Origin of the sequence: Xanthomonas arboricola pv. juglandis (assembly GCF_001013475.1) — a bacterium.
Lineage (GTDB): Bacteria > Pseudomonadota > Gammaproteobacteria > Xanthomonadales > Xanthomonadaceae > Xanthomonas > Xanthomonas arboricola.
In genome coordinates this window covers 645,757-669,311 of sequence record NZ_JZEF01000002.1, presented here as the reverse complement: position 1 = coordinate 669,311, position 23,555 = coordinate 645,757, and the positions used below count along the sequence as shown (strand labels likewise).

The 23,555-nt window shown below is 67.2% G+C and carries 14 protein-coding genes, 1 other RNA gene and 1 pseudogene; 3 read left to right on the top strand and 13 right to left on the bottom strand.

Annotated elements, in window-relative coordinates:
* Positions 1-74: 74 nt before the first annotated feature.
* Positions 75-692, bottom strand: a complete 618-nt coding sequence (locus XARJCFBP2528_RS08265) for a TetR/AcrR family transcriptional regulator (RefSeq protein ID WP_016901656.1) — start codon at positions 690-692, stop codon at positions 75-77.
* An 88-nt stretch (positions 693-780) separates the two neighbouring features.
* On the opposite strand from XARJCFBP2528_RS08265, the pseudogene XARJCFBP2528_RS08260 reads away from it, so the two are divergent.
* Positions 781-2,258 (top strand): annotated as a pseudogene (locus XARJCFBP2528_RS08260) (efflux transporter outer membrane subunit).
* A gap of 312 nt (positions 2,259-2,570) precedes the next feature.
* Here the strand turns inward: XARJCFBP2528_RS08260 and XARJCFBP2528_RS08255 are convergent.
* The 4 genes from XARJCFBP2528_RS08255 to XARJCFBP2528_RS22255 all read right to left on the bottom strand — a co-directional run bounded on the left by XARJCFBP2528_RS08255 (position 2,571) and on the right by XARJCFBP2528_RS22255 (position 5,856).
* A complete protein-coding gene (locus XARJCFBP2528_RS08255) occupies positions 2,571-3,008 on the bottom strand; it encodes a VirK family protein (protein ID WP_016901657.1) in 438 nt (145 codons plus the stop codon).
* Positions 3,009-3,142: 134 nt separating this feature from the next.
* Positions 3,143-3,574 (bottom strand): VirK family protein, encoded by a 432-nt coding sequence (locus XARJCFBP2528_RS08250; RefSeq protein ID WP_024938233.1) that lies wholly within the window; start codon positions 3,572-3,574, stop codon positions 3,143-3,145.
* Positions 3,575-4,126: 552 nt separating this feature from the next.
* Positions 4,127-5,536, bottom strand: coding sequence for an FAD/NAD(P)-binding protein (locus tag XARJCFBP2528_RS08245; RefSeq protein WP_016901659.1), 1,410 nt, complete (start codon positions 5,534-5,536; stop codon positions 4,127-4,129).
* Between the two features lie 243 nt (positions 5,537-5,779).
* Positions 5,780-5,856, bottom strand: a non-coding RNA gene (locus tag XARJCFBP2528_RS22255) — sX9 sRNA.
* A gap of 214 nt (positions 5,857-6,070) precedes the next feature.
* Here XARJCFBP2528_RS22255 and XARJCFBP2528_RS08240 point away from each other — a divergent pair.
* Positions 6,071-6,847, top strand: coding sequence for an SDR family NAD(P)-dependent oxidoreductase (locus XARJCFBP2528_RS08240; protein WP_039811743.1), 777 nt, complete (start codon positions 6,071-6,073; stop codon positions 6,845-6,847).
* Positions 6,848-8,047: 1,200 nt separating this feature from the next.
* Here XARJCFBP2528_RS08240 and XARJCFBP2528_RS08235 read toward each other — a convergent pair.
* The 8 genes from XARJCFBP2528_RS08235 to glgA form a co-directional block, all read right to left on the bottom strand.
* Positions 8,048-8,680: an NAD(P)H-binding protein gene (locus tag XARJCFBP2528_RS08235; protein ID WP_016901661.1), complete on the bottom strand. Its 633-nt coding sequence runs from the start codon at positions 8,678-8,680 to the stop codon at positions 8,048-8,050.
* Positions 8,681-8,696: 16 nt separating this feature from the next.
* A complete protein-coding gene (gene glgX, locus XARJCFBP2528_RS08230; RefSeq protein ID WP_016901662.1) occupies positions 8,697-10,859 on the bottom strand; it encodes a glycogen debranching protein GlgX in 2,163 nt (720 codons plus the stop codon).
* Positions 10,860-10,983: 124 nt separating this feature from the next.
* On the bottom strand, positions 10,984-11,157 hold the full coding sequence (locus tag XARJCFBP2528_RS08225; protein ID WP_005993048.1) for a DUF2934 domain-containing protein: 174 nt from the start codon (positions 11,155-11,157) through the stop codon (positions 10,984-10,986).
* A gap of 13 nt (positions 11,158-11,170) precedes the next feature.
* Entirely contained in the window at positions 11,171-13,774 is a 2,604-nt protein-coding gene (treY, locus tag XARJCFBP2528_RS08220; RefSeq protein ID WP_039811753.1) for a malto-oligosyltrehalose synthase, read from the bottom strand.
* Complete coding sequence (locus XARJCFBP2528_RS08215; protein ID WP_016901664.1) at positions 13,771-15,720, bottom strand: 4-alpha-glucanotransferase; 1,950 nt, start codon at positions 15,718-15,720, stop codon at positions 13,771-13,773. The genes treY and XARJCFBP2528_RS08215 overlap by 4 nt, the downstream gene beginning before the upstream one ends.
* Positions 15,717-17,474, bottom strand: coding sequence for a malto-oligosyltrehalose trehalohydrolase (treZ, locus tag XARJCFBP2528_RS08210; protein WP_016901665.1), 1,758 nt, complete (start codon positions 17,472-17,474; stop codon positions 15,717-15,719). Before treZ ends, XARJCFBP2528_RS08215 begins: the two co-directional genes overlap by 4 nt.
* 2 nt (positions 17,475-17,476) lie before the next feature.
* The gene (locus XARJCFBP2528_RS08205; protein ID WP_016901666.1) at positions 17,477-19,708 is read right to left on the bottom strand and encodes a 1,4-alpha-glucan branching enzyme; all 2,232 of its coding nucleotides are present in this window, start codon (positions 19,706-19,708) and stop codon (positions 17,477-17,479) included.
* Positions 19,705-21,288 carry a glycogen synthase GlgA gene (gene glgA, locus XARJCFBP2528_RS08200; protein ID WP_026064138.1) on the bottom strand — a complete coding sequence of 528 codons (1,584 nt, stop codon included), beginning with the start codon at positions 21,286-21,288 and terminating at the stop codon, positions 19,705-19,707. Before glgA ends, XARJCFBP2528_RS08205 begins: the two co-directional genes overlap by 4 nt.
* Positions 21,289-21,773: 485 nt before the next feature.
* On the opposite strand from glgA, the gene XARJCFBP2528_RS08195 reads away from it, so the two are divergent.
* Complete coding sequence (locus XARJCFBP2528_RS08195) at positions 21,774-23,402, top strand: GGDEF domain-containing protein (RefSeq protein ID WP_026064139.1); 1,629 nt, start codon at positions 21,774-21,776, stop codon at positions 23,400-23,402.
* The last annotated feature ends 153 nt before the right edge of the window (positions 23,403-23,555 follow it).

Here is a 23,555-nt window from a genome sequence, read left to right as displayed (position 1 = left end):
AAATCCAGGAGCGAGCTGATGAAGGCTCGCATCCTGAGACTTGTGACTAAATCAGTCAATAGTCACAAACGAATTTAGGGCGATAGACTGCGGAGCACCAGGCTCGACAACAGCACCGGCACCTCGTCGGCCTGCTCCAGGCTGTGCTGCAGCAGCAGCGGGTTCATGTAAGGGCGCAGCACCATGTAAATCGCCTGCGTGGCCTCGTCCAGTGGCGTCTTGCGCTCGAAATCGCCACTTTGCCGGCCCTGCTGCAGCACATCCTGCAGCAGTGTCTGGATGCGCACTTCATAGGCGCGGACCGATTGCCAGCGCTCGGTGGCCGCCGAGGTGGCGATCTCGTACAGCTTGCGATCCTGGAAGAACAGCCGGAGGCTCGCCTCGATCATCACCTTGAAAAGCCTGCGTAATTTCTCCGGCGGCTGCTCCGCCTCGTCGACTGCGGCACGCACCTCGGTCTCGATCTCGCGCAGGCAGTTGCTGCAGATCATCTCGCCGATGGCCTGCTTGGATTCGAAGAACTTGTAGATATAGGCCTTGGAGAACCCGATCGCCTTGGCCAGGTCCGAGACGGCGGTCTTCTCGTAGCCGTAGCGGCTGAAATGCTCGGTGGCCGCAATCACGATCTGATCGCGCACGTCATGGTCGGCCGGGCCGCGGCCCGAAACCGGATAGCTGGGTGTCTTGCTCATGCCACCAGCTTAGCGCCCTGACGCCCGACATACAAAAGTGACCATTTCGTATTATAGTCACAGCTCATTCCTGCCCGCCTGGTCTGCCATGTCCCCGTTCCGTCCTGTTGCCGTGCTTGTCGTTGCCAGCCTTGCCACGGGCTGCGCAGTCGGTCCGACCTACACCCGCCCCGCAGCGCCCCTGCCAGACCGTTATGCGGGCCAGGCGGCGGTCGAAGTGCGCCCGGCAGCGCGACCGGCCGAGCTTTCGACCTGGTGGACCGGCTTCGACGACGCGGACCTGAGCCGCTACGTCACCCAGGCGCTGGCGCAGAACCTGGACCTGGCCCAGGCCACCGCGCGTGTCACCCAGGCCCGCGCCGGCCTGACCGCCGCCACTGCCGCGCTGCTGCCTTCAGGCAACATCAGCGGCAACGCGACCCGCGCCTACCAGTCGCTGGAAACGCCGCTCGGCCAGGTGCTCAACAGCACGCCCAACTTCGACCGCTATGCCAGCACTTACGAAGCCAACCTGGGCGCGAGCTGGGAGCTGGATCTGTTCGGCGGCCTGCGTCGCGGGCGCCAGGCCGCACTGGCCGACTACCAGGCCAGCGAAGCCGGCGCCGCCGCCACCCGCCTGGCGGTGGCGGCGCAGACCGCCGATATCTACATCAGCATCCGCGGCCTGCAGGCACGGCTGGAGGTGGCGCAGCGCCAGGTCGCCACCCAGCAGGGCCTGCTGTCGATGGTGACGCTGTTGCATGGCAAGGGGCTCGCGCCGGAGTTGCAACTGCACCAGGCGCAAGGCGCGCTGGCACAGGCGCAGGCCTCGGTGCCCGGCATCGAAAGCGGCCTGGTCGCGGCGATGAACGCCCTGGACGTGATGCTGGGTGTGCCGCCGGGCACGCACCGCGCGGAACTGGCCGCCACCAAACCGATTCCGCTTGCGCCGCGGATCGCCGAGACGGGCACGCCCGGCGACCTGCTGCGCCGCCGCCCCGATCTGATCGCGGCCGAACGCAGGCTGGCAGCGTCGAACGCACGCATCGGCGTGGCGACGGCCGAGTACTACCCCAAATTCTCGCTCAGCGGACTGCTCGGCAGCGCCACCGCGATCTCCGGCGCCAACCTGTTCACCGGCGATGCCAGCCAGTCCGCCGGCGTGCTGGGCCTGCGCTGGCGGCTGTTCGACTTCGGCCGCATCAATGCGCAGATCGCCCAGGCCAAGGGCCAGGAAGCCGAGCAGCTGGCGGCGTATCGCCTGGCGGTCCTGCGCGCCACCGAGGACGTCGAAAATGCATTCACCGCACTGGTCAAACGCGAACAACAAGCCAGCGTGCTCGCGCAAGGCGTGGACGCACTGGGCAAGGCGCGCACCGCGTCCGCACTGGCCTACGAAAAGGGCGTGGTCAGCCTGATCGAAGTGTTGAATGCCGACGAGCAGTTGCTGCGCGCGTCCGATGCGCAGGTGCGCAGGCGCGCACGGATGCCGCGCGCAGTGCGGTGGCCACTTTCAGGGCACTGGGTGGCGGCTGGCAATCCAGCGCCGCCGACGCGGTTGCGCTGCAGCAGTCGTCACCGCGCTGACGCAAGCACTGACAGAATCGCGACCGGGCAATCACCCGCTGCGGCGATTGCATCGCATCGGTGGGCGCTCATTGCCCACCGAGGTCTAGACCGACCCTATGCATCTGCCCGGTGACAACTCCATGTGCCTTGCACGATGTTGATGCGGATGACGACTGCACATCGCCTTGCATGCCGCGAACGTACGCACCCGGCCAGACCACATCGATGTTGCTGCTGTCGCGTCATCGACGCGATGCCAGCCGCGGGTGAGCGACGCAGCGAAACAGTCTGCACGCGCTGCGCGGTGGCATCGCGCAACGCAGCGGCGCGTCAATGCGCGTGGAAGCGGATGCCTTGGTCGATCGCGCACTGATACGCCAGCAACGGCCCGCGTTGTTGCAGGCTTGGCAGGTCGTACATGTAGGTGGTGAGTCGCACGCGATTGTCCGCGCCCACCTGATAGCGCTGGAACTGCTGGAATGGCTTGCCGTCGCTGCTGGCAGCAATGAACTGGGTATCGGAAAACGCCAACGTGCCATCGGCGGTCAACCGGTACGCATCGATGCGCACACCGCCGCGGCTCTGGCTGGATGCGGTGCCCGCCTCCGCCGTGCAGCGCGACAGATCCACCGACACCGCCACAGCGCGCCCCGCTTCCAGCGCAGCGATCAAGCTGGCCTGGCTACGCAACGATTCAGTGGCAAACGCGGGCACCGCCGCGATGCACAGCGCGGCGGCAACGAGTGACAGACCTGGATGTGGCGGCATGCGGGTTTCCTCGAGAGTGAGTGGCGGTCAAGTGCATTGCAGGACGCGCGGGTGCTGGAGCGGTTACGACAGCTGCAGGCTGCAGTGCGCGCGATGGCGCCGCTGCAGACCGCAGTCGTCACGGGGCAACGCGCTCAATCGGCGTGGAAGCGGATGCCTTGATTGATCGTGCATTGATACGCCAGCACCGGCCCGCGTTGCTGCAGACCCGGCAGGTCGTACATGTAGGTGGTGAAACGCACGCTGCCATCCGGACGCAGCTGGTAGCGCATGAACTGCTGGATCGGCTTGCCGTCGTTGGCCACGGTGAAGTGCGAACCGGAAAACGCGGCCGTGCCGTCCTCGGTGATGCGGTACGCATCGATATGGCGGCCGCCACGGGTCTGCGTGACCGGCGTGCCTTCTTCGGGTGTGCAGCGGCCCAGATCGGTGGTCAGGCTGACGTCGTAACCGGATTCCAGGGCTGCGAGCACTTCCGCACGGGTATTGAGCGATTCACTGGCCCAGGCGGGCAGTGCGCAGGCGCACAGCGTGGCGAGCAAGGCAGCGGGAGCAAGACGGGGCATGGCGAACTCCAGGATGGGGAAAGGAAGTGACCTGGACTGTAATCAGCCCAGGGCCGTCAACATGACCCAGTCCTGTCTGCAGCGGCGCACTGCGCTACGCATCACGCGGCATGATTGCGCTGTTTGGCGCAATCCGCGCGAGATTGCGCCGTGCGGGCTATGCCTGCGCGCGCAGAGGCTGTTTGTTGCGTGATCGGGCGCTTCTATCGCCAGAAAAAGACGAAGGAATGTCGGTAGACGACAGACGACAGACGACAGACGACAGACGACAGACGACACGAGCATTACGCAAACGTCTGATGCACACACAAAAAAATGCTGCTACTGGCGAGCGTCGACCGGAAGTAACTTTTTCAAAAAGGCATCACCCAACCCCGCGGGGCTGCGCACCTACCCTCATCCGGCGCTGGCGCGCCACCTTTTCCCGATGGGAGAAGGGTTCAAGATGCGGGGTGATGAGGCACTCTCTCGATGAGAGAAGGCTCAAACTCGCACTCGTCACAGCTTCAACTTGATACAACCATCAAGAAGCTGCAATGCAAATCCACCCCGCTACAAGCGCGCATTGACCTCGCGCGGCACCTGTTCCGGCTCCGGCTGTAACGCCGGCATCGCACCCAGCAATAGACGTTCTGCCAGGGCACGCGTGGCCACGCGCAACTCCGGCACGGCGGTGATTTCCCAATAGCGCCCGCGCAGCAACGGGCCCACGCAATACAGCCCCGGCACGATCTGCCCGGCACCATCGCGCACGCGCAGTTGTGCATCGGTATCCACGCCCAGGCCCAGCGGATCGGCACGTAATAGCCCAGCCTCGCGCATGCCGGCGATCAGCGGGTCGCTGGTGCGGTCGATATCGGTATCCAGCCCGGTGGCGCGGATCACCGCATCGTAATGATCGGTCTGCGCGTCGGCCGATCCCCGCGGGCGAATCACCGCTTCCACGCCATCGGGCACCCAACGCGCACGCAGCAGGCGCGCTGCGACGATCTGCAGTTGCCCCGATTGCTGCAATTGCGCCAGCTGTTCCGCTGCGCCCGGCGCAACGCGGTGCCGCGCCACCTCCCAATAAGGGCGCAGATGGCGCAGGAAACGCGCACGCTGCGGCAACTCCAGCCGCTGCCACAGCGGTTGCAGATGCGGGCGCAAGGCATCCACCACGCGTCGCCAGTCGTCGACCACTGCACTCAGTTGCCGTACGCCGCGCAGCAGGCCACGCAGGTCGGCATCCTTGAGTGCGCGCTGCAGATGCGGCGGCAACTCCAGCGCCGCGCCCGGCTGGCGCAGATGCGCCTGCGGCGCCAGGCCGCGTCGCGAGATCGCCAGCAGGCGGCCGCGATGCCCACGCGTATGCAGGGTCAATGCCACGTCCACCATGGTCAGCCCGGTGCCGACGATCAGCACGTCGTCGTCCGGCGACAGGCGCGCCAGGGCATCGCCCTGCCACGGCCAGCCGATATAGCGCGGATGCACGCTCAGGCGCGGGCCGATCCCGGCCAACGCCTGCGGCTGCAGTGCGCCCACCGCAAGCACTACCCGATCGCTGTGGAAGGCATCGCCATTGGCCAGGAACACCCGAAAGCCCTTGCGCGCACGCTCCACCGCCACCGCTTCCTGCGACAGCCGCACGATCGACGCCTGCGCGCCACTGACCGCGGTATCCAGCTCGCTGCGCAGATAATCGCCATAGGCAAGGCGCGGCAGGAATTCCAGTCGCCCGCTGTCGCCCAGATGCAGGGTGTCGGCGAAGGCGCCTGGCGCCTGCGCGTCGATGCCCAGGTCCTTGGCGCGCACGTTGAGCAGGTGCTCTGGCCGGGCGGCGCCATAGGCGATGCCGCTGCCGAAGGTATCGGTCACGCCGACCAGGGTGATGCGCACCTGCGCATCGGCCGTCTGCGCCAGTGCACGGACCAGCGCGGTGCCGCAGAAGCCGGCACCGATGACGGTGATATGGGTTTCCATGTGCAACTCCCACTGAATGACCCGCACGTTGTGCCCGCAGCGCGGCGCAAACGTGTAAACAAATGGTTAGCGACGAGCAACCGAAAACGCATGAGCTGATCATGCTTCGTGATGAGGCTTACGTTGCAAGCGGCGTGCGGACCGCATTGCACAAAGATGACAGCGCACGCGACCGCAGCCAGGTGCCGGTGCATGGCTCCCAACCTGGCTCGCAGCGCAGCGCTGCGCAACACGATTTAGGGTGGCTGACAAAACATAGCGAGCAATCGCTCGGGGCGTGTGGACGGCGCGCTCAAAACCTGAGGGTACGTGTAGCACATGGCAATTCCGAGCACCGGCCGCGCGCGCCTGGGGATGAGCGCAATAGATCACCAGCCCGCTACGCGCGGTGGCCGGCGCGTCGTTGGCAGAGGCGGTGGAAGTAGTGGAACGGAGAGCAGACATTGCGATGATGTGTTCAACACTGCAACGGTACCGAGCACCGCGTCATAACCGGGCTGCTCGATAATGTCGGTTTCCGATCGAGTGTCCGCCATGTCCATTTCCGCAGCACCCACGCAAATCTCGCCGCGCAATCAACGCGTGCTGATCGCAGGCGGCAGCCGTGGCATCGGCCTGGCCATTGCCGAAACGTTCGTGCGCAACGGCGCGCAGGTCTCGCTGTGCGCACGCAATGCCGATGGCCTGGCACAGGCCGCCCACGCGTTGGCGCCTCATGGAGCCCCGGTACACACCTTCGCCTGCGACCTGTCGGATGCTGCGCAGATCGAGGCCTACGTGCAAGCCGCAACACAGGCGTTGGGTGGCCTGGATGTGGTGATCAACAACGCCTCCGGTTATGGACACGGCAACGACGATGCGAGCTGGCAAGCCGGCCTGGATGTCGATCTGATGGCGGCCGTGCGTTGTAATCGCGCCGCGCTGCCGCATCTGCGCAATAGCAACGCGGCAGTGATCCTGAATATCAGCTCGATCAATGCGCAACGTCCCACGCCGCGTGCGATCGCCTATTCCACCGCCAAGGCGGCGCTCAATTACTACACCACCACGCTGGCCGCCGAACTCGCACGCGAGCGCATCCGCGTCAACGCGATCGCACCGGGCTCGATCGAGTTTCCCGACGGACTATGGGCCCGCCGCCGCGATGAAGAACCGGAGTTATATGCCCGCATCCGCGACAGCATCCCGTTCGGGGGATTCGGTCACGTGCAGCACATCGCCGATGCGGCGTTGTTTCTTGCATCGCCACAGGCACGCTGGATCACCGGGCAGGTACTGGCGGTAGATGGCGGGCAGTTGTTGGGGGTGTGAACGGGGATTTGTGCTGCCGGGGAGATGCCGATCCGCTGCACGCAAACCTGTAGGAGCGTGCCTGCGCGCGATGAAGCTTTATCGGTAACGCCTCGTCGCGCGCAGGCACGCTCCTACGAACAGCAGGCTACCGGTTCCTTTATCCGCGACACCCCGCGACGACGGGCAGGTGCTGATGGATGGTGGGCAGTCGTTGGGGGTGTGAGCGGGGATTTGTGCTGCCGGGGAGATGCCGATCCGCTGCACGCAAACCTGTAGGAGCGTGCCTGCGCGCGATGAAGCTTTACTGGTAATGCCCCGTCGCGCGCAGGCACGCTCCTACGAACAGCAGGCTACCGGTTCCTTTATCCGCGACCCCCCGCGACGACGGGCAGGTGCTGATGGATGGTGGGCAGTCGTTGGGGGTGTGAGCGGGGATTTGTGCTGCCGGGGAGATGCCGATCCGCTGCACGCAAACCTGTAGGAGCGTGCCTGCGCGCGATGAATCTTTATCGGTAACGCCCCGTCGCGCGCAGGCACGCTCCTACGAACAACAGACAAGCCGTTTCTCCCTCTGCAATGCCCTCGCGACGACGGGCAGGTGCTGATGGATGGTGGGCAGTCGTTGGGGGTGTGAGCGGGGATTTGTGCTGCCGGGGAGATGCCGATCCGCTGCACGCAAACCTGTAGGAGCGTGCCTGCGCGCGATGAATCTTTATCGGTAACGCCCCGTCGCGCGCAGGCACGCTCCTACGAACAACAGACAAGCCGTTTCTCCCTCTGCAATGCCCTCGCGACGACGGGCAGGTGCTGATGGATGGTGGGCAGTCGTTGGGGGTGTGAGCGGGGATTTGTGCTGCCGGGGAGATGCCGATCCGCTGCACGCAAACCTGTAGGAGCGTGCCTGCGCGCGATGAATCTTTATCGGTAACGCCCCGTCGCGCGCAGGCACGCTCCTACGAACAACAGACAAGCCGTTTCTCCCTCTGCAATGCCCTCGCGACGACGGGCAGGTGCTGATGGATGGTGGGCAGTCGTTGGGGGTGTGAGCGGGGATTTGTGCTGCCGGGGAGATGCCGATCCGCTGCACGCAAACCTGTAGGAGCGTGCCTGCGCGCGATGAAGCTACTGGTAATGCCCCGTCGCGCGCAGGCACGCTCCTACGATACGGCGGCGTCTCACCTCTGTTCGACTGCCTCGCGGCGAGGCGACGAGGCAGCGTTAGCCAGCCAACTCCGCAGCCTCGACGCTGTGCTCGCCACGCGCCGGTGCCAGCGCGGCGCTTACCATGGCGGCGGCGATGCGTTCGGCCGGGTTGATGCGGAACCGGCTTGGCAGCAGCGGGCCGAGTGCGCCCAGCACGAGGCTGCCGATATGTTCGCCGGTACGCCGCTGCTCGCGTTCGCCGCCGATCAGGCCCGGGCGCACGAAGGTAAGCGAGGGGAAGCCGACCGCGCGCAGGTCGCGTTCCAGTTCGCCCTTGACGCGGTTATAGAAGATGCGCGACTGCGCATCGGCACCGGCCGCCGAATTCAGCACGAACACCGAGGTGCCCTGCGCGCAGGCCGCGCGTGCCAGCGCCATCGGATAGTCGTGATCGATGCGATAGAACGCCTCGCGCGAGCCGGCCTGTTTCATCGTGCTGCCCAGGGCGCAGATGGCCGCTTCCATGCGCGGCGCGGTCCAGTGCTCCAGGCGCTCGAAATCGATCACCTGGTTGCGCAGTTTGGGATGGATCTGCGGCAACGGCCGGCGCGTGATCGCCACCACGCCGGTACAGCGCGCGTCGGCCAGCAGTTGTTGCAGCACATGTCTGCCGACCAGCCCGGTGGCCCCTGCCAGCAGCACATCCATCAGACCGCCCCTGCCATCAGCGTGCGCCCTCGGAGACGATACGTGCGCTGCTGGCGATGCGATCGCGCTCCACTGCCAGCAAGGTCAACGAGTGCGCCGGCGCCTTCCATTCGCTGCCGCCGGCCACCACGCGGCCGCCATGGCGTGCGGTGTCGACCAGTACGCGCCAATGTTCGTCGTGCATCGCCGGCAGCGTGAACGACACGCTGGTGGAGGCGGCATTGATCAGCATCAGCAAGGTCACGTTGGCGGCGATCTCGCGCAAGCCGGTGGTCGGCGAGCGGCCATCCAGGCGCAGCATCAGCGCGCGTGCTTCCGGATCGTGCCAGCCGGCTTCGTCCATCTCGTGACCGTCCGGCGCCAGCCAGGTGAGATCCTTCAGGCCCAGCGCTTCGTCGAACTTGCCGTCGAAGAAGCGGGCGCGATGCAGCAGCGGATAACGCTGGCGGATGCGGATCAGGCGACGCACGAACGCAGCCTGATCGGCGGCGGCGGCCTTGGTGGCGGCGGTCCAGTCGATCCAGGTCAGTTCGTTGTCCTGGCAATACGCGTTGTTGTTGCCGTTCTGGCTGTGGCCGAACTCGTCGCCGGCCAGCAGCATCGGCGTGCCCTGCGACAGCAGCAACGTGGCCAGCAGGTTGCGCATCTGCTGGCGGCGCAGCTGCTTGATGGCCGGGTCGTTGGTGTCGCCTTCGACCCCGTAATTGGCCGAGATATTGTGGTCGCTGCCGTCCCTGCCCTCTTCGCCGTTGGCGAAGTTGTGCTTGCCTTCGTAGCTGACCAGATCGCGCAGGGTGAAGCCGTCGTGCGCGGTGACGAAGTTGACCGACGCAGTGGGGCGGCGGCCGCTATGGTTGAACAGGTCCGCAGAGCCGGTCAGGCGCGTGGCCAGTTCGGCCAGCTGACCACCGTCGCCACGCCAGAACGCGCGCACGTTGTCGCGGAACTTGTCGTTCCATTCCACCCAGCCCGGCGGGAAGTTGCCGACCTGGTAACCGCCTGGGCCGATATCCCACGGCTCGGCGATCAACTTGGTCTGGCTCAGTACCGGATCCTGGCGCACCGCATCGAGAAAGCTGCCCGATGGATCGAAGCCATAGCGCTCGCGGCCGAGGATGCTGGCCAGGTCGAAGCGGAAGCCGTCGACGTGCATTTCCTGCACCCAGTAGCGCAGCGAGTCCATCACCATGCGCAAGGCGCCGACGTTGGTCAGGTCGAAGGTATTGCCGGTGCCGGTGTCGTTGATGTAGAAGCGGCGATCGTCGGCCAGGCGGTAGTAGCTGGCATTGTCGATGCCCTTGAACGACAGCGTCGGCCCCAGCTCGTTGCCTTCGGCGGTGTGGTTGTAGACCACGTCCAGCAGCACTTCCAGCCCGGCGTGATGCAGGCGCGCCACCATCTGCTTGAACTCGGCCACGGTGCGCGTGGACATGTAGCGCGCCTGCGGCGCGAAGAACCCCAGCGTGTTGTAGCCCCAGTAATTGCGCAGGCCTTTTTCCAGCAGGTATTGGTCGTCGACGAAGGCGTGAACCGGGAGCAGTTCCACCGCGGTGACGCCGAGCGAGCTGATGTGGTCGATCAGCTCGTCGGTCTTGAGGGCCGAGAAGGTGCCGCGGTTTTCCGGCGGCACTGCTGGGTGCAGCATGCTCAGCCCGCGCACGTGCGCTTCGTAGATCACCGTGCGGTTCCACGGCGTCTGCGGCGGGCGATCCTGGCCCCAGGTAAAGGCCGGGTCGATCACCGCCGATTTGGGCATGAACGCGGCGCTGTCGCGACGGTCGAAGCTCAGATCCTTGTCGCGGTGGCCGATGGTATAGCCGAACAGATGCGGCGCCCATTTGAGCTCGCCGACGATCTGCTTGGCATACGGGTCCAGCAACAGCTTGTTGTGGTTGAAGCGGTGCCCGGCCTCGGGCGCATAGGGTCCATGCACGCGGTAGCCGTACAGCTGGCCGGGGCGTGCATCGGGCAGATAGCCGTGCCAGACCTCGTCGGTGTATTCGGGCAGCGCCAGGCGCTCCTGCTCGCGGCCACGCTCGTCGAACAGGCACAGTTCCACCCGTGTGGCGTTGCGCGAGTACAGCGCGAAATTGACCCCCAGGCCATCCCAGGTGGCTCCGAGCGGGTTGGGACGGCCTTCGCGAATGCGCGAGCGCTGAGTGAACTTGCGGGTGGCCATCGGTAACTCCTGAGAACGGTGAACTCAAAACGCTGAGCGAATGCGGGTGCCTGCGTGCCTGAGCACGCTCACCCTGGCACGGCACAGCCTGCAGGGTGAACCACGCAAGGTGACAGAGGCACCGTTACTGGCGTGCAGTCACCGGCGGGCCGGCCTGTTCGGCGGCGCGCTCTTCGGCATCCACCAGCCGCTCGGCCATGGCCCAATGCCGATCTGCGTGGCCGTCCGGGCGGCCTTCGGCCTCCCAGATCTCCTGTGCCAACTGGCGAAGCCGCGCTTGCCGTTCCGTGTCGTTCATTGCTTACGTTCTCTTAGGGGGTCAACAACACTGCCACTGGCGCACGTGCAAACAGCGTGGATATCGCCACGCGGCCGCCTTGCGGCTGCAGCGTGCTGCCATCGAGCACATTACGATACGTGGCGGGCGGCAATGCCAACGACGCCTGACCCCAGGCTGCAGGCGGCACCAGCAGCGGCAGGTCGCCATCGCCCTGGTTGCCGGCACCCAGCCGCGTCACTGCCACCACCAGCGACTGGCCGCGGTACTGGCGGCGGAACGCCAGCACCTGCGCATCGCCGCTGACCGCCACGGTCAAGGGCTGATAATCGCCCTTCGCAAACAGCGACGGATGTTCGGCACGCAGCTGCAACAGCAATGCGGTGAGACGTGCCTTGACCGCGCCATCGCGCCAGCTGCGCAGCAGCGTGTTCCAGTCGCGCGCCCGCTCCAGCCATTGCTGGCGCTGCGCATAGTCGACCGGGCGGCGGTTGTCCGGGTCCACCAGCGACAGATCCCAGCCTTCGGTGCCCTGGTACAGGTCGGGCACGCCCGGCACGGTCAGGCGCAACGTGGTCTGCACCAGCGCGTTGCGCGCACCGGCCGCGGCGATGTGGTTGCTGGCGCGCAGCAGCGCCCGCCGCAGCGGCAACCCGGCGCGGCTGCACAGCACCTGCTCCACGGTGGCCTGCACGGCCTGCTCGTAGGCCGGCGAGCCATCGGTCCAGCTGGTGTGCAGCTTGGCTTCGCGCACCGCCTTGAGCAGCCACTGCGCAATGCGCTCGGCGTACTCGGCCAGCGGCTCGGTCTGGTCGGCGCCCAGGCCGATCGGCCAGGCGGCCACCAGGGTCTGCCAGAGCATCTGCTGGTCGCCACCGGCCAAGGCCGGCGAGTCCAGCGCCTCGGTCAGGGCATCGAACTGGCTGCTCTGCTCGATCCACCAGCGCGGTTGCTCGGAGAGCACCGCCAGCCGCATGCGCAGGTCTTCGCCGCGCTTGTGGTCGTGCGTGGCGGTGGCCAGCAACGCGCGCGGGAAGTGTTTGGCGCGTTCGAGATTCTGCGCGTGGAACTCGGCCGCCTCGTTGGCGAAGTGGGTCGGATGGCTGCCGACCTCGTTGCGCGACAGCAGCACGCCATGCCGGTAGAACGCGGTGTCTTCCACCGACTTGGCATTGAGCGGTGCGGACAACTGCTCCACGCGACGACGCAGGATGCGCCGCAAGGCGACCTGCGCGCGGTCGGCGCCGGCATCGTCGAGCAGCCAGCGCTCGATCGCGTCGACGGCCGCAACGATCGACTCCGGCATGCCCTCGCGCGCACGCGCGGCGGTGGCGCGCAGGCGCTCGGCTTCGCTGCCGGTCACGCCCTTGGCACCGGCGTAGGTGCGGTACACCGGGAACCAGCGCAGCAACACGCACAGGCCGCGCGCCAGCATCTGCGGGCTGAACTCGCGCGTGGGCGGGTCCAGTCGCGCCAGTGCCGACAACGCACCGACGGCGCGATTGAATTCGGTCTGCAGCGGGCCGCGCAGGATCTCGTCGCGTGCGCTGCGCTCTTCCTGTGCGAAGTCGCCACTGCGCCCGCTCACCTTTTGCCAGGCACGCGCCAGCGGCTTGAAGCCGGCCGGGTCATGCAGCACGCCGCCGACCTGGTCCATGAAGTCGTAGCCGGTGGTGCCATCGCAGGGCCAGTCGGCCGGCAAGGCTTCGCCGGGCGCCAGGATCTTTTCCAGATACAACCCCAGCGTGCCGGGCTTGAGGCCACGCGTGCGGCCGGCCGCATCCAGCCGGCTGCGCAGCTTGCGCACATAGCCGGTGGGGTCGGTGAGCCCGTCCACATGGTCGATGCGCAAGCCGTCCAGATGGCCTTCGGCCACCAGCCGCAGCGGCAGCGCATGTACCGCGTCGAACACCGCCGGCAGCTCCACGCGCAACGCCACTAACGAAGTGATATCGAAGAAACGACGGTAGTTGAGCATGTCGTTGCCCACGCGCCACCAGTTCAGGCGGTACGGCTGGCGCTCGATCAGCTTGTGCAGACGGCCATCGCCGCGCTTGGCGCCGTCGTTGTAGTCGCGCAGCCATTGCGCGCGGGCGGCCTTTTCGGGCACTTCCAGCGTCTGCGGGCGGATCGGGTAACGCTGGTCGTAATGCGCCAGTGCCGCGCTGCCGTCGTCCTCCACCACCAGCGTGATCAGGCCTTCGGCCAGTGCGGTGGCATACGGGCGATCCAGCACCGCCAGCCACAACTTGCCGTCGCGCCCGGGCGCGCGCCAATCGATGTCGAACCAGTCGGCATGCTTGGCGCTGCGGCCATTGCGCAGCACATCCCACCACCATGCGTTGTCCGCATGCGTGGCCATGTGGTTGGGCACGATGTCGGCGATCAGGCCCATGCCGTGCTCGCGCGCGGCCTGCGACAGGGCGATCAGCGCGTCTTCGCCGCCGAGCTCGGGATTGACCACGGTCGGGTCGATATTGTCGTAGCCGTGGGTCGAGCCCGGCACCGCAGTGCCGATCGGCGACAGGTACAGATGGCTGATGCCGAGGCCGGCGTAATACGGCACCTGCGCGAGCGCATCGTGCAAGGTGAAGCCGACATGCAGCTGCAGGCGGGCGGTGGCGCGAAGCTCGATCATGGATGCGGTTCCGAAACAGCCGCGACGCGACGCGCCTCGGCAAAGCCCTGCAGCGCCGTACTCTGGCGCGCATGCGGCAAGGGATCGGGCAGGCGTCGACGCCAGTTGGGATGGACCTCGACGGTGCCCGGCAGATTGGGTTGTTCTTCCAGCGCCAGCGCGTCTTCCACCGGCAGCAAGGCCAGGGGCGACACGCTGGTGGCGGTGAAGCGCAGCGCGCCCAGCAGCGGATCGTCCGCAGCGCTGAGGCCGGCGTGTTCGACCGCCGCATCCAGGCGTGCCAGATCCTTGCTGCGCGCGGTGGCGTCATCGCTGGCCTGCGCGGGCTGGATCAGCTCCAGCTTGCGTCGCCAGTCGATATCGCGGCCTTCGCGCCAGCCGGTCAGGGTGGGCAGATCGTGCGTGGTGGTGGTGGCCACCGCATCCGGCCGCCACAGCGCCGGCGAGACGAAGGCGCCGTCGTCGTCGCGGGTGAACATCAGCACATCGATGCCCATCACCCCGCGCCGCGACAGTTCCTCGCGGATGCCCGGCGGCACCACGCCGAGGTCTTCGCCGATCACGATCGCCCGGTGCCGCCACGATTCCAGCGCGAGCAGGTTGAGCAGATCGTGCAGCGGATAGGCCAGATACGCGCCTTCGTTGGAGCTGGCGCCTTCCGGCACTACCCACAACCGCAACAACCCCAGGATATGGTCGATGCGGATGCCGCCGCGGTCGCGCAGCACTGCGCGCAGCAACGCTATATACGGTGCATAGCCGCTACGCCGCAATGCGGTGGGCGAATACGCACCGATGCCCCAGTGCTGGCCGTCGGCATTGAAGGCGTCCGGCGGCGCGCCCAGCACCAGGCCGCGCAGCACGGTGTCGGCGGCCGCCGCGGCTTCGGCGCCATTGGGATCGAAGCCGACGGCCAGGTCGGCGATCAACCCGATCTTCATGCCGCGCTCGTGCGCCTCGCGTTGCGCATCGGACCAGCTGCGCGCCGCCAGCCATTGCGTGAACACGTGCAGCTGCGGATCGCCATCGCCGAAATCCTGCGCGGCAAACCGTGCAAAGCCCTCCAGCGCCTCACCGCCCTCGCTGCGGAAGGCAGCCAGATCGGGGTGATCGGCGGGCACGCGGGTGTAGAGATGGCGCAACAGCTGCCACTTGGCCTGCGCCGAGGCCGGCCAGTCGATCAGGGCGCTATGGTGCAGCGTATCGAAGCGCTCGCGCAGGCCGGGCACCTCGTTGATCGCCTCCAGTGCGAGCTCGCCCAATACGCGCACCGGTGCGGCATGCAGGGGATCGAGAAAACGCCGGTCGCTGGGCGAATACGGGCTGTAACCGCCGGTGACCGGGCGCGCGGCATGCACCGGGCTCAGGGCCAGGGCATCGGCGCCGGCCAGTGCGGCATGCCGCACCCATTCCACCGTGCCCGATGCGTCGCCGATGCCGGCGTCGTCGATGCTGCGTGCCGAATACACCTGCAGCGCCATGCCCCAGGCACGCGGTGCCGGCAGGCCACAGGCATCGGCCACGCTGAAGCAGCGTTGCGGGGCGACCGCAACCTGCTGGGTCAGGCTGCCGATCTGCAGCGTCCAGTAGCCGAAACGCTGCGGCGCACGCACCTGCCCCTGCGCATCGGCATGCGCCGGCTCGCTGGCGCCGCTGTCGTCCAGCCAACGGCCGCTGGCATTGGCGGCAACCGACACCGGCAGCAACCCGGCCACCTGCACGGTCAGCAGCGGCGCCGGCTCGGTGGCGTGCGCCTTGCAACGACGCAGGCTGTCTTCGCGCTGCGCAGCGGTGCCGGCAGGCAGTTCCAGCGCGGTGAGCACCGCATGCAGCGATTGGTCGGACACCTGCCGCGGCTGGTCGCTGGCATCCACCCAGTCCACCATCACCCCGGCCGCGCCGGCCAGCGCATGCAGATCGCTCCTGCTCAGATCACGGGTACTCATGCGCGCGCCTCGTGCCAGGCGATGAAGCCATCGACCGGCAACTGCTGCGCGTCGGCAGCGACGTTTTCGACATGCGCCACGCGGCCACGCAGCGGCGGCATCGGCACCGCCGAGGCACCGACGTTAAAGGCGATATGCCACAGCCCGTCGGGCAGTTCCCAACTGGCGGTCACTGCGCCATCGGCCAGCACGCTGGCGCCCACCGCGCGCGCCTGTGCAAGCCCCGGTACCAGCCACTGGCGGCGCACGCCCAGCAGCGCCTTGAACCAGGCTGTCCACTGCACGCCTTCGCCCTGCGCGGCGTCTTCGATCGGCGAGCGCGAGGCGGCGAACGTGTCGTGGCTGTTAGGATCGGGAATGGTGGCCCGCTGCGCTTCGTCGGCGAATGCGGCGAAATGCGCGAATTCGCGACGGCGCCCTTCGCGCACCGCATCGTCCAGCGGCGGGCCGAAGTCGGTGAAGAACAGGAACGGCTGCGTGGCGCCCCACGGCTCGCCCATGAAGAACAACGGAATCATCGGCGTCAGCGTGGTCAGCGCCAGCGCAGCACGCAGGCGTTGCGGCGATACCAGCACGCTCAGCCGCTCGCCGCGCGCACGGTTGCCGATCTGGTCGTGATTCTGCGCAAAGACCACGAACTTGTGCGGCGGCAGCGCCCCGCTGGGCTCGCCGCGCACATGCCCGCGCGGGTCCGGCTCGCCCTGGTAGGCGAAGCCTTCGCCGAGCACGCGCGCGAGGTGTTCGGTGGGCTTGTCGGCGAAGGCGGCGTAATAGCCTTCCTCTTCGCCGGTCAGCAGCACATGCAGGGCGTTGTGGAAATCGTCGTCCCATTGCGCCGTGTAGCCGCGTTGCAGCTGCGACGCCTGGTTGGCCTCGTTTTCCAGCACCAGATGCACGTGGCGGCCGGCCGGCAGGCTGGCCTGCACGGTCTGCCGCAAGGTATCCAGGAAGGCGTTCGGGGTGATCGCATGCACCGCATCCAGGCGCAGGCCGTCGAAGCCATATTCGTGCAGCCACATCAGCGCATTGTCGAGAAAGTAACGCTGCACCTGCGGCTTGCGGAAATCGATCGCCGCGCCCCACGGCGTGGGCTTGTCCTCGTTGAAGAACGGGGCGGCATAGCTGTGCAGATAATTGCCGTCCGGGCCGAAGTGGTTATAGACCACGTCCAGCAACACCATCAGGCCGTGTCCGTGCGCGGCATCGATCAGCGCCTTCAATTGGTCCGGCGTGCCATAGGCTTCTACCGGTGCATACGGCAGCACGCCGTCGTAGCCCCAGTTGTGCGCGCCCGGAAATGCGCTCAGCGGCATCAGCTCGATCGCGGTGATGCCCATCGCCGCCAGCTGCGGCAGTTGCGCCTGCACACCGGCATAGCCGCCGCAGGTGCCGACGTGCAGTTCGTAGATCACCGCCTCGCCCCACGGCCGTCCCTGCCACTGGGTGTTCTGCCAGGCGTAGCCATCGCTGCGCTGCACGGCGCTGGGGCCGTGCACGCCCTCGGGCTGCCAGCGCGAGGCCGGATCCGGCACCGGTTCGCCGCCATCGACGCTGTACCGATAGCGCGCATCCGCCGCGCATTCGATCACCGCGCTGAAGAAGCCATCCTGCGCGGCCTGCAACGCGACGCGCGCGCCGTCGTCGAAGACCACTTCCACGCTTTTGGCGTCCGGTGCCCAGAGCGCGAAGCGCACCTGTCCCTCACCCGCTGGCCATGCACCCCATGCCGGCGTGGTGTCGTTGCGCTCGTTCATTCTTATTTCTCCGCTTGCAGATAGATCGTGGCCAGCGGCGGTAGGGTCAGGCGCAGGCGTTGTGCGTGCCCGTGCATGCCCATCGGCTCGGTCGCCAGGCGACCGCTGTTGCCGAGGTTGCTGCCACCGTAATGGGCACTGTCGGTATTGAGGATTTCGCGCCAGCCGCCGGCACGCGGCACGCCAGCGCGATAGTCGTGGTGCGGTTGCGGGGTGAGGTTGCTCACCGCCAGCAAGGGTGCGCCGCCATCGGGATCGTGGCGGATGAACGCCAGTACGCTGTTGCGCGCATCGTCGGCCACGCTCCAGTCGAAACCGTCGGCACGATGCGTGCCGCGATACAGCGCCGGTACCCGTCGCAACACGGCGTTGAGATCGCCGACCAGTTGCTGCACGCCGCGATGCGGCGCGCCGTCGAGCAGATGCCAGTCCAGCGATTGATCGTGATTCCAGTCGTTCCACTGGCCAAATTCGGCGCCCATGAACAGCAGCTTGTCGCCCGGGTGCGCCCACATCAGCGCCAGATAGGCGCGCAGGTTGGCAAAGCGCCGCCAGTCGTCGCCGGGCATCTGCCCGAGCAGGCCACCGCTGCCGTGCACCACTTCGTCGTGCGAGAGCGGCAGCACGAAACGCTCGGAGAACGCGTACACCAGGCCGAAGGTGAGCTGGCTATGGTGCTGTGCGCGCTCGGCCGGATCGCGCTGCATGTAGCTCAGCGTGTCGTGCATCCAGCCCATGTTCCATTTGTGGGTGAAGCCCAGTCCGCCCTCGCTGATCGGCGCGGTCACGCCCGGCCAGGCGGTGGACTCTTCGGCGATGCTCAGCACACCGGGAAAGCGCGTGGCGATCTCGCTGTTGAGCTGGCGCAGGAAGGCGACCGCTTCCAGATTCTCGCGGCCGCCATGCGCGTTGGGCACCCACTCGCCTTCGGCACGGCCATAGTCGCGATACAGCATCGAAGCCACTGCATCCACGCGCAGGCCGTCGAGGTGGTAGTGATCGATCCACTCCAGCGCGCTGCCCAGCAGGTAGGCGGTCACTTCGGGCCGGCCGTAGTTGTAGATCAGCGTGTTCCAGTCGCGATGCATGCCTTCGCGCGGGTCGGCATGCTCGTACACCGCGGCGCCGTCGAACTGCGCCAGGCCGTGTGCATCATCGGGAAAGTGTGCGCTGACCCAGTCCAGGATCACGCCGATGCCGGCGCGATGACAGGCGTCGACGAACTGGGCAAAGCCATCCGGGCTGCCGTGGCGCGCAGTCGGTGCGTACAGCCCCAAAGGTTGATAGCCCCAGGAGCCGCCGAACGGATGTTCGGTGATCGGCAGCAACTCGATATGGGTGAAGCCGAGCTGCTGCACATAGGGGATCAGTTGTGCGGCCAGCCCTGGCCAGTCCAGCGGCTGGTTGTGCCCATCGCGCCGCCAGGACGCGGCATGCACTTCATAAATCGACAGCGGCGCCGGCGCGGCACTGGCATCGCGCGCGGCCATCCAGGCGGCATCGGTCCAGGCAAACGCAGCCGCGCCCGGCACCACCGAGGCGGTGGCCGGCGGCAATTCGCTCTGGCGCGCCACCGGGTCGGCCTTGAGCAATACGCGGCCATCGGCAGCGGTGATGGCGTACTTGTAGCGCGTGCCGGCTTCCACACGCGGCAGGAACAGCTCCCAGAACCCGCCGATGCGCGGGCGCATCGGGTGCCGGCGCATGTCCCAGCCATTGAAATCGCCCACCACCGCCACGCGTTGCGCATGCGGCGCCCACACTGCAAAGCGCACCCCGGGCACGTCGTCGCAGTGCAGGTGCTGGGCACCCAGGGCACGGCGCAACGCCTGGCCATCGCCGGCAGCGATCTGCAGCAGGGTGGATTCGTCCAGCGTGGCGGCAAAGGCGTACGGGTCTTCGATCTCCTGCACCACATCCGGCCACACGATGCGCAGCCGATACGGGCCTTCGACCGCCAGCGTGCCCTCGACCACGCCATCGACCGGGCCAGCCTGCATGCGCGCCAGCAACTTGCCGCGTGGATCGATCAGGCCCATCGCCTCGGCACCGGGCGCCAGCACGCGCACCAGCCGGCGGCCGTCTGCCTGGGAATGCGGGCCCAATACCGCGAATGCATCGGCAGGCAGGCCATCGGCCAGCGCCTGCACGCTCTGCACCAGATCCGACATCCCATCCATGGTCACCGCCGTCGCTTCCGTTTCCTGCCCCTGCACGCCCAGCCGTTCGCTCATGACACCGTCGCAAGCGCGGGAGCGGTTGCGGCGGTGCGTTCGTACAGCGAGAGGTATTTCTTGCCCGCCACATCCCAACCACTGGGACGCAGCATCGCCGCGCGGCGCATCGCCGACAGCAGGCTGGGCAAGCGGAAGGTGCGGAATGCGCGCTCCAGGCAGCGGCGCAAGGCCTCGACACTGGCGTGCTGGAACAAAAAGCCGGTGACGCCGTCATCCACGGTGTCGATCAGGCCACCGGTAGCGTGCGCGATCGGCAGGCAGCCGAAGCGCTGTGCATACATCTGGCTCAAGCCGCACGGCTCGAAGCGCGACGGCATCAGCAAGAAGTCGGCGCCGGCGAACATGCGCCGCGCCAGGCCTTCCTCGAAACCGATGAAGGCGCCCACCTGGCCCGGATAGCGCCGGGTCAGCTCGGCGACCTGCTGCTCGATCTCCGGCTCGCCGCCGCCGATCACCGCGATCTGGCCGCCGGCCGCCACGATCTGCGGGGCGACCTCGCAGATCAGGTCCAGGCCCTTCTGGTGCACCAGCCGCGACACCACAGCGAACAGCGGGCCGGTGCTCTCGCGCAGCCCGAAGGCCTTGCGCACCTGCGCGGCGTTGGCCTGACGGCCCTGCCACTGATTGACGCTGAAGTGCGTGTCCAGATATTCGTCGGTACGCGGGTCCCAGCTGGCGTCGATGCCGTTGACGATGCCGGTCAGCGCGCCCTTGGCGGCGCGGCCGGCCAGCAGGCGGTCCAGGCCACAGCCCTGCGCCGGGCCGGTGATCTGCTGGGCATAGCTGACGCTGACCGTGTTGACGTGGTCGGCATGCACGATGCCGCCGCGCAGGAACGACATCTGCCCGTAGAACTCCAGCTCGGCCACACGCTCGGCCGGGATGCCCAGCGCAGCGGCCATCGAATACGGCACCAGGCCCTGGTAGGCCAGGTTATGGATGGTCAACAGGCACGGCGTGGTGCCGCCGGACCAGCGCACATAGGCGGCCGCCAGCGCACACGGCCAGTCGTTGAGGTGCAGCAGGCGCGGCTTCCAGCCCAGTCCGGCATGGCCGGCGGCGATCTGCGCAGCGGCATGCGACAAGGTGGCAAAGCGGATCGCGTTGTCTTCGAATTCCGAGCCGCTGGTGCTCACATAGGGCGAGCCGTCGCGTTCGAACAATTCCTTGGACAGCAGGATGTAGATCGGCAGGCCGTCCGATTGCACGATGCGGCCGATGTCGCAGGCCGGCAGTGCGGCATGCGCCAGCACCCGGCCGACGATCTCCACCTTGCCCGCGCGCGCCAGCACCGCGCGGTAGCCGGGGATCAGCACACGAACGTCGTAGCGATGGCGCAGCGCGCGTGGCAGCGCCGCAGCCACATCGCCCAGACCGCCCGCCTTGATGAAGTCCGCCATCTCCGAAACCACGAACAAGGCGCCGCGGGTATCGGCCGGCGACACCGGCAGACGCTCGTGATGGCGAATGAAGCGGCCACGTGCATCACGCGGTCGCCCGCTCTTCTTCAGAGTGGGGAGCATCGTGCTGCGCTCGAAGCGTGCGGTAGTAGCGTGAAGCGGCATCATGGCAACCATCTAAACGTCCGTCGTAAAGTGGGTGGAGACGGAAAACAGCGAAGCGACAACCATCATCTGCCGATTCAGCCAGACGACCTGCTACGAATGAGGAGCGGGGCCAACGCGCGTACTCCACGTCGTCCTTGAGATGAATCTACACCCCGTGCAAATAAAATATGCGTGAATACGTGCTGACTTTTCTGCGACAGCTACATTCCCTTGCGCATGGTTGCGCATGCCTACTGGCATAAGCGCCGCATTGCAGTGCGATGACATCCCTGCCGTGGTGCGCGGTTGTTGAAACGCACCGAAAGCGGGCGATGACGGCGGCGCCCGCCATCATCCGCCTGACTTGTTCAGGCATGCGCGCAGGTCGCGCATCGCCCACCGCCTGGCATCGGGTGGGCATGCCGGAACTGCGCAGAACTGCCCAGACCGCTTAAGCGCGCCGCCTGCGCGCCGATAACCAGCGATGGCACCACGACTTTCCGAGATCCCGGCGCATGGCAGACCAGCCTGAACTTCCAAGCCGCCCACGTGGCGGGCTGCGCCGCCTGTTGCCCTGGGGCGGCGCGGACAGCGCGCGTCCGGCCGCCGCCCTGCCCAGCGTGATCGGCAGCGAGCGCGGCGGGCACGGCCTGGCCGCGCATCAGCTGGTGCCGGCCAAGAACAAGTCCGGCGCGCACGACCCGGCGGCCGCCACCGCCCTGTTGATGCGGCTGTTCTCGCACGCCGCGCATCCGGAGGCCTTGCTGCTGGCCTTTGCCGAAGGCATCACCAGCCTGCATGGCGAACTCGGCGACATGGGCGTGCGCCTGAGCGCGGCTTATGCGGCCGGCGACTGGCCCGGCTACGGCCGCGCCTTGCGGCAACTGATCGACAAGTACATCCGCACCATCGATACCGGCGACTCGCTGGCCGAAGGACGCACCGAAGCCGAGCAACTGCGCGACCTGCTGCGGCACGCGCTGGGCAATGCCCTGTCCACGCTGCTGCAACGCAGCCCGGAACTGGCCGAGGAAGCGCAGACCCTGGCATCGGCACTGCGCCATTGGCGCCCCGGCCATGAGCTGATCACCCTGGAACAGCGCCTGCGCGAACTGAGTCATCAGATCGGCCTGCGTGCCGAAGATGCCAGCGAGCAGCAGAACCTGCTGCTCGGCCTGTTCGATCTGTTGTTGGAGAACGTCGGCGAACTGCTCGACGATCGCAGCTGGCTGCAGGGGCAGATCTCGGTGGTGCGGCAGTTGATCTCCGGGCCGCTGGATGTCGGCTCGATCGAACAGGCACGCGGCACCTTGCGCGAGGTCATCTACAAGCAGGGCCTGCTCAAGCAAGGCATTGCCGACTCCAAGACCGCGATGCGCGAGATGATGGTGTCCTTCGTCGACCGGCTCGACGGCATGGCCACCAGCACCGGCGAGTACCACGATCGCGTTGCCGGCTATTCGCAGGCGATCGGCGACGCTCGCAGCATTCCCGACCTCAACCGGCTGTTGCAGGACGTGCTGCAGGACACCGCCGGCGTGCAGGCGCAGGCATTGGCCGCGCGCGACGAACTGCTGGCCGCACGCCGCCAGGTCGAGGACGCCGAGCAGCGCATCGCCTCGCTCGAACAGGAACTCAGGGACGTGGCCGGGCTGGTGCGCGAAGATCAGCTGACCGGCGCGCTGAACCGCCGCGGTTTCGAGGAACTGTTCCAGCGCGAGGCCGCACGCACCCAGCGCGGCGGGCAACCGTTGTGCGTGGCGATGCTGGATCTGGACGACTTCCGCCGCCTCAACGAGACCCACGGCCACGCCGGTGGCGACGCCGCGCTGCGCCACACCGTGGACGTGGCCAAGTCGGTGTTGCGCACCACCGATGCCATCGCCCGCTTCGGCGGCGAGGAGTTCGTGCTGCTATTGCCGGACTCCACCATCTTCGAAGCCAGCGCGGCGGTGATCCGCCTGCAGCGCGCACTGGCCCAGCGCTCGTTGCTGCACGAGGACGTGCGCGTGTTCGTCAGCTTCAGCGGCGGCGTGGCACTGCGCCATCTCGACGAGGCCCAGGACGATGTGATCCGCCGTGCCGACCGCGCCATGTACGACGCCAAGGCGGCCGGCAAGAATCGCGTGATCAGCGCGGATTAGCCGCGAACCCGGTCTGCCGCATCGACCGGTTGGACCGGGTTACCGGCGCACGACGCAGAGGCGCCGCAGGTCCTTCGGTTGCCGCCTGGCCCCCACCACGACCAACCGCTTCCTTGCGGCGGCCAGGGGCTCCCAAGCCCGCCGCGGCACGGC